The organism is Methylobacterium sp. C33D (assembly GCF_053345825.1).
Window position 1 is genome coordinate 25,112 of sequence record NZ_JBKFAV010000056.1, and the last position, 6,144, is coordinate 31,255.

At 64.8% G+C, this 6,144-nt stretch carries 8 protein-coding genes; all 8 read left to right on the plus strand.

Annotation, left to right across the window (positions count from 1 at the left end):
• The first annotated feature begins 181 nt into the window (after positions 1–181).
• The gene (locus tag ACLBXO_RS29085) at positions 182–481 is read left to right on the plus strand and encodes a hypothetical protein (protein WP_447687584.1); all 300 of its coding nucleotides are present in this window, start codon (positions 182–184) and stop codon (positions 479–481) included.
• Positions 482–999: 518 nt separating this feature from the next.
• On the plus strand, positions 1,000–2,259 hold the full coding sequence (locus tag ACLBXO_RS29090; RefSeq protein WP_447687585.1) for a tyrosine-type recombinase/integrase: 1,260 nt from the start codon (positions 1,000–1,002) through the stop codon (positions 2,257–2,259).
• A 2-nt stretch (positions 2,260–2,261) separates the two neighbouring features.
• Positions 2,262–2,921 carry a hypothetical protein gene (locus ACLBXO_RS29095; protein ID WP_447687586.1) on the plus strand — a complete coding sequence of 220 codons (660 nt, stop codon included), beginning with the start codon at positions 2,262–2,264 and terminating at the stop codon, positions 2,919–2,921.
• 105 nt (positions 2,922–3,026) lie between these two features.
• Positions 3,027–3,245: a helix-turn-helix transcriptional regulator gene (locus ACLBXO_RS29100; RefSeq protein ID WP_447687587.1), complete on the plus strand. Its 219-nt coding sequence runs from the start codon at positions 3,027–3,029 to the stop codon at positions 3,243–3,245.
• Positions 3,246–3,255: 10 nt separating this feature from the next.
• On the plus strand, positions 3,256–3,570 hold the full coding sequence (locus tag ACLBXO_RS29105; RefSeq protein ID WP_447687588.1) for a hypothetical protein: 315 nt from the start codon (positions 3,256–3,258) through the stop codon (positions 3,568–3,570).
• A gap of 155 nt (positions 3,571–3,725) precedes the next feature.
• Positions 3,726–4,151, plus strand: a complete 426-nt coding sequence (locus tag ACLBXO_RS29110; protein ID WP_447687589.1) for a DUF6074 family protein — start codon at positions 3,726–3,728, stop codon at positions 4,149–4,151.
• Positions 4,148–4,564, plus strand: coding sequence for a hypothetical protein (locus ACLBXO_RS29115; RefSeq protein WP_447687590.1), 417 nt, complete (start codon positions 4,148–4,150; stop codon positions 4,562–4,564). The genes ACLBXO_RS29110 and ACLBXO_RS29115 overlap by 4 nt, the downstream gene beginning before the upstream one ends.
• An 833-nt stretch (positions 4,565–5,397) precedes the next feature.
• On the plus strand, positions 5,398–5,634 hold the full coding sequence (locus tag ACLBXO_RS29120) for a hypothetical protein (RefSeq protein ID WP_447687591.1): 237 nt from the start codon (positions 5,398–5,400) through the stop codon (positions 5,632–5,634).
• The last annotated feature ends 510 nt before the right edge of the window (positions 5,635–6,144 follow it).

The window sequence follows — 6,144 nt, forward strand, 5'->3', positions numbered from 1 at the left end:
CTGGCAGTCGCATCCACCGTCCTGACGCTCGTCACAGCGATGGCATAGGCTGCGACCGCCGCGCAGCGGTCCTGCAGGCCGACCCGTGCTCGCGCCTCACCCTCATGCCGTCGCGCGAGGGCCGTCGAACTTCGCGACACCTCGGCCGTTCCCGTGCCGCAGCAGCAGCACGGACAACCGCATGACCCGAACCACGATGGCGCTCGCCGGCACCCTCAGTCTCGTCCTGGCCGGCCCCGCCGCGGCCCGGGTCGTCACGGGAGGAGCCGGCAACACCGGGGTGACACCGCCGACCAGCACGGGTGGCGCGACCCCTGGCGCCCGAGACCTCGGCCCGAGCCCGATCACGCGCGGCACCGAGGCCAACCCGAGCAACACGCCCGTGCCCGGCACGACGCCGGGCGTGAACATCGGCGGCACGCCCACCGGCGGGCCTCCTGGAACTGGCGGCACGTCAGGGGGACCGTCGCTCGGCCGGTGATCCGCTCACCCCCGCTCCGCTCGCCCCGCGGGGCCGGGGAGCGCCCGATCGCACCCGCGCGGCAGCCGGGCCGATAGCCGACGCGTCCCCAGACCGTGGTGCCGGGCTCAGGCGAGCCCGTCACCGGTGGCGGACCGTCGTTCTCCCGGGTCGGAGTCGTCTCGAACCGCGTCGTTAGCCGTGCGCATCCCGGGCTGACCGCAGAACAGCATCGACCTTTCAGGCTGCTCCCGAGAACGGCTCTTGCGGGCAGAATGGTGAGCGCGCTGGGACTCGAACCCAGGACCTACAGATTAAAAGCTTGCAAACGGCCGCGCTACTGGCGTTGGCCTGTGTGGATGCCAATCGACAAAACGATTGCATTGTAGGCGCTTAGCGCCCTACCCTGTCGATGGGCGGCGATGGCCGTCGCTCGTTGTTGACGCCGCGTGCTTCCCCGGTGCTACCCCGGAACGGGCTTGGTGCTTCCCCGCCCTCCCCTCTGGGATCGCCCCGCAAGCCCGGGCTGGACGGGTGCTATGGCCGAGCAACGCATCACGAAGCGGATGGTAGACGGGCTTGAGCCCCGTGCTGCCGAGTTCACCGTCTGGGACCGCGACCTGACCGGCTTTGGCGTCCGTGTGCGCCCGACCGGCGCCAAGACATACGTGGTGGCCTACCGGGCCGGGCGCGGCCGTAGCGCGCCCTACCGGCGGCAGACGATCGGCGCCACCAACAAGCTGTCCCCGGATCAGGCTCGGCAGGAAGCGGAGCGCATCCTAGCTGGGGCGACGCTTGGCGCCGACCCGGCCGCCGAACTCGCCGCCGCGAAGGAAGCCCAGGCCGAGGAGCGGAATGCGCCGAAGGTGCGCGACCTGCTGGACCGCTTCGTGGCTGAGCACGTCGACACGCGCCTCAAGGCCCGCACCGCTGCCGGTTATCGGCAGATCATCGAGCAGGCCTTGAAGCCAGAGTTGGGCGACCTGCCAGTGCGGTCCCTTACCCCCGCCCGGGTCGCCGAGCTGCATCACAAACGCCGCGCCACTCGCACGCATGCGGACGCAATCGTGCGGGTCTTATCCTCGGCCATGACGCTCGCAGAGCAGTGGGGCCTTCGCGAGCCCGGATCTAATCCATGCCGGGTCCGCAAATTCGGGTCTCGCCGGCGCGAGCGGCTGTTCTCCGACATGGAGGTGGCGCAGCTACTGAACGCCGCCGAGAAGCTGGCCGCCGCCGGCACCATCACCGTGTTCCAGCTGCTCGGCATCAAGCTCCTGTTCGCCACCGGCTGCCGCGTCGGCGAGATCGCCGGGCTCGAATGGTCGTTCGTGAACTTCGAAGACGGCGTGATCGCTTGGCCGGACAGCAAGACCGGCAGCCTCACGAAGCCGCTCACGGGCGAGGCGCGCGGCCTCTTGGAGGCCGCGCCGCGGATCGCCGGCGCTTCGGCCGTGTGCCCATCCAAAAACCTCAAGGCCATGCGGGTCGAGACGCTGGAAGGCGCCTTCGAGAAGACGATGGCGGCGGCAGGTGTGGCGGCGAAGGAGAACGCGACCACGCACCTGATCCGCCACTGGTTCTGCACGAAAATCTATTCAGACCCGACCATCCCACTGCCCGATCAGATGCGGATCTGCGGCCACAAGTCGGTCGCGACAGCGATGCGGTATGCCCAACTACAAATGGACGCGGTGAAACGCGCGGCGGAGGAGAGCTCGAAGAAGCGCACAGCGGCACTGCAGGAGGCTCGGAAGAAGCTGGACGCCTCGAACGTGATCGCCCTTCGGTCGGGCAGCTGACCGTGCCCTTCCAGTTCACCGATGCACAATGGCTGAGCCTCAGCAGCGCCATAATAAATCTGGGCGGCAATCCAAGCTGCGAGATCAGAAAGCAACTTGAGACCGATATTGGTCTGATCTTTACGCGCCCCGATGACGACGACGAGATGGTAAAAGCGCTTCGGCGCGTTCGTGATGCAGCATACGAATTGGCGGAAGCCCTTACGGGGCTAGCACATACGAGCGGCAATCAAGCTCACCGACATGATTGGCTTGCGGAATATATCATCGCCAATGATGTGGAGGGACGGCTGAAACTGGCGAAAAAGGTCCGCGAATGCGCTGAGGGAGCGGATTGGACACTGGACAAAGGGTATGGCGCCCACAACGAAGTGAGCAGAGGTCGCCCGACCGATACTGCTCGGCTTAGTTGGATCTCATCTGTTTTACGGGTGGCGATGCAAGCACAATGGACCACAGAGGATCACCTCGGGCGGACTTCGCCAGCATTCATGGATCTCGTGGTGGAACTCGCCGGATGCGCTACGGCAGCTGGTTTAACCCACAGCCGTGATCGCCGTAGCTTGATCAGATCGATGGCGCGAGCCCGCGAGGAAGAGCGGAAGGACCGACAAGCCGGGGAGCGGATACGCGCGGAACTGGACGCGCTTGGCCGATCCTGAACCATAAAATGCCTACTCAGCGGGCGAATTGTTTGTGTAGCATTCCGCGAAAATCTGATTAGCTTGTCGAGCCGCAACCGGTGAATGGAACCGAAGGCGGCACAGATGAACCAGCCCACAGCCTTAGAACAACGTGGCTTTCGTTGTGAGACGGATGCGGCGGATCAGCTCGGCTCTAAGCCTTCAACGCTGCGTGCGTGGCGCGTGAAGGGCAAAGGGCCAAGGTACTACAAAATCGGCGGGAAAGTCTTTTACAAGGACAGCGATTTGGAAGCGTGGATCGAAGCCCAGGCCCGCAGCTCGACCTCCGATGTGGCGGCTTGAGGGGGCGATCATGAACATACATCAGATTGATGCCGTCTTCGATGCCGCCATGAAGGCTGCCTTCGGCATGAGCGATGAGCGCTACGCCCGGTTCAAGGCTGCATGCCCAGGAGGAGGCACATCGGACTTGATCCAGCGGCTCCGGGCAGCGCCAAAGGACGCATGGACCCAGATATGCGAAGAGCACGCTGTTGAGCGAGCTCAAGAAGCATGCACTGAGTTCCGAGACGGAGATTTGTTTTATAGAAATGGCGACTATATCTGGACTCTGTATTGGACCGAGTTTGACGACGCCCTCAAATCAATTGGTTGCCGAAAACGATGAACAATAATAGGCGCCGCCGGGACGGCCTTTATGAAAGAAGTTGACCGTATCCGAGATCGGCGCCTCGGGCCGCCTGAATTGCGTGATCAGTTGGACACTGACAGTTTGGAGTACAGCCCCACGCTGGGGGATCTGATGGAACGGCAGGGTGAGGCATGACGGACCTGTCTGACCTCCCCCTGTTCAGCGGCATCCCAGCCGCTGAGCGCCCCCCAAAGAAGGCGCGCCGCCGTGAGCGGCGCACCCTCGTGGCTGAGCTTGTCCCGGCCTACGTCGAACCGCCGGAACCAATTGCGGCGGGCAGCGCGGTCCTGCTGCCATTCCCGCCGTCCAGGGACACGAAGCTGATCGCCGACCTCGCCCAGGCCTTCATCGCGTTGCGAGACCGCCATGGCCGGCAGTGCCGGGTCATGCTCCTCGACAGGCGGTTCCGCCCGATCGCGACGAAGCTGCGCCGGATGGGGGTTCAGGCGACGGAGATCGAGGCTGAAATGGCGCGGCTCGAAAAGGCGGTCGCCTTCAAAGTCTGGATCCACGATGGCCGTCCGGCCTGTGATACCGGCGGAGGGTCGGCAGCGTGAAGGAGACCAACACCATCCCCGCGGCTACATACGCCGAGGGGCCGGCCGCGCCTGCGGACCTCGACCCGCTGAGCAGCACGAGTCCGCTGGCTTTATCCGGACGCCCGGCATCGAACGGCAGCAAGGCTGCTCGCGACGTCTTCCTATGGCTCAAGCAGGTGGCTCAAGATCCGGACCTGCCGCCATTGGGCTACCGTTTGGCGATCATCATCAGCCAGTACGTCGACCGCCGAAAGGGCTACGCTCATCCGTCACACAGCCAGTTGCAGGAGGCCCTTGGCGCCAGTCGACGGGGCATCCAAAAGACGGTGGCCGCGCTCGAACAGCGCGATCACATCGGGGTCACAGTCGGACGCGGCGCCGGACACGCCAACCGCTACCGGTTGAAGCTGGACCCAAGCAGGGTCCTGTAGCAGGTGCGCGGCTCCCAATTCTGGGTTCGTTCCCCCGCAAAAAGGCGAACGTCTCGTGCGCCTTTCTGGCCCGGAGAAAGGCGCACAAGCTTGTGCGCAGGGGGTGCGTACCGGGTGTGCGCAGGGGGTGCGCACAAGCTTGTGCACCGTATCTAGGATTTACCAGGACCTATCCAGGAAGATGGTGCGACACCTTCGGAGAACGATAGGCAGCTGTTTATCGTCCTGGCGAAGGCGGATCGGGGCGCCCCAGGCGACCCCGAGCCCGCCCCTTTCGGCCTAGGCACGGGTAGCGCCAACCTTGTACCCGATGCGCAACGGCCATCGCCAGGGTGCCAAGATCCGAAGTCGTGCATCACACCCCGCGCGTACGCGAGCACAATCCGGCCACTTGCGTACGGCTGGGCGGGCCGGTCGCTCCACGCGCCTGCCTGAGGGGCAGTCGCCCGCGCCCGGACCCTCGCGACTGCGCCAACCGATCCTGGTCGCCGAAGCGACGTGTTCCGGAAGCACAGGCCCAGCTGTTCGTCGGGCCGATCCGTTCAGAACAAGCAGGGGCACTTGCTATTTCGGTGCCCTTTGTTCATTGAGCATTACCAGCAGCTGATGTTGCTTGTATCGATCACGTGGGGCGCTACTGCAGAGCGTTCCTCCGTCCACCACCTGCAGGAGGGTGGATCGTGATCGCCGGTGGGATGCCGGAGCAACGTGAGTTCGAGGGCCCCGCCGGCACTAGCCGCGCGGGGCCTTCTGCATCTGGCGCTATCCGCTTGACGATGCAATGTAGCCTGCCATTCTCCGCGTCAATACAGATCTGATCCGGGAGACGCAGGATGTTCAAGCCGATCGCAGGTGCGGCTATTGTCGCGGCGCTATTTTCCGTGCCTGCCGCTGCTGGGAACGCGCGCGGCTTCTTCTATAAAGCGCAGGAGGGCGACACACCGCTGCAGATCAAGTGCAGGACAGAAGCGCACCAGATGATCAATGGCGGCAAGGGGGCGGCGCTATACGCTGAATACAACAGGCAGATGCGGCGCGAGCACTTCAAGAAGTGCATGGCAGGTGGGTAGGACTGGGATCAGACGCTGAGACCTACTCGCCGGGTCCGCATCGTGCGTGGGCCCTGGGAAGCTGCTAAGAAGTGGCCATGATCCGGAGAACACCTGACAGGCTGACGACGTTCGCGATCTTGGCGGTAACTGCCGCACTTGCAGCCGTGCTGATTGTGCGGCTTCGTGACCCTACGCCGCCGCACCGTGGCCCTCTGGCCCCGTCATCCGCCGCTAGACGCTGATGCTATCCTCGGCGGCGCAGCATCACTTGCCCGCCTGATGTAGCCCGCCCCAGGGCAGCCCCTCGTATTTGCCCCAGGGCTGGCGCTGGCAGCCGCCGTCATCCGACCACCGCCCACGCCCCTCGCGGCACCTGGTGCCCCCTCGCTGACGGCGGGGGATGTTGTTGCCCCCTAAAAACCGGACAGGGTCTCCTGGGTTGATCGGGTGATGAACTCGCGCGGCGAGCGGTAGCCGAGCGCGCGATGAGGATGAAGGTCGTTGTAGTGCGCCAGCCAAACGGGGAGC